1 protein-coding gene is annotated in these 633 nt (G+C 39.0%); it reads left to right on the top strand.

From position 1 onward, the window contains the following. Positions 1-133: 133 nt before the first annotated feature. Positions 134-633 (top strand): hypothetical protein (locus tag JHD69_RS19990; RefSeq protein WP_199142096.1); only part of this gene is annotated, 500 nt, incomplete at its 3' end.

The following is a 633-nucleotide window of genomic DNA, read 5'->3' as shown; positions in this document are numbered from 1 at the left end:
AGATGTGTATAAGAGACAGCAACCAGAACAGTTGGCTTCAAACCAAATAGTTAAGTGGAAGGTGTACCTTCATCGAACGAATTCGAAAGAAATGAAGGAGATGAATTACCATGCTGCCTTTCTCATGGTCTCATTGAAACAAATATTGGACAATATCAGTTTATTGCCCGATGAGGAATTTGAAGAACTGATAGCCATTTTACTTAAAGAATCGAAATTAGATGCCAAGCAGCTGGTAGTGAACCTCTATCAGAAAATGCATCGCGATGTTTACAGGAAAAGTGATTTCGAAGCTTTCAAGCCCGATCTATTCGATAAAGAGCACTTCCCGGAACTTTCAATGCCAAGGGAGAACAGATTTATGGTATGGAATGATACCCTAAGTAAAAAATACGACAGAGAATTTAATCTCCGGGCAATAACCAATAGGTTTGAAAATATAAAGCAGTGTACTTACCTCACACTGGAAAACCTAAAAAAGGATCGGAAATTTCCGGAATTTATCAATGCCTTAAGAAATCAAGGATGGAAAGACTGGCAGATCATGTCAAATATCCAGAACTTTATGGTCAATTATAAGGTCCAGGTATTGGAGGGAGGAGAATTCCCGACCGAGGATGCCTATGTGGAACA

Origin of the sequence: Pedobacter sp. ASV12 (assembly GCF_016429155.1) — a bacterium.
Taxonomy (GTDB): Bacteria; Bacteroidota; Bacteroidia; order Sphingobacteriales; family Sphingobacteriaceae; genus Pedobacter.
The sequence above is the reverse complement of the archived record's forward strand: the minus strand, read 5'-3'. Positions and strand labels throughout refer to the sequence as shown.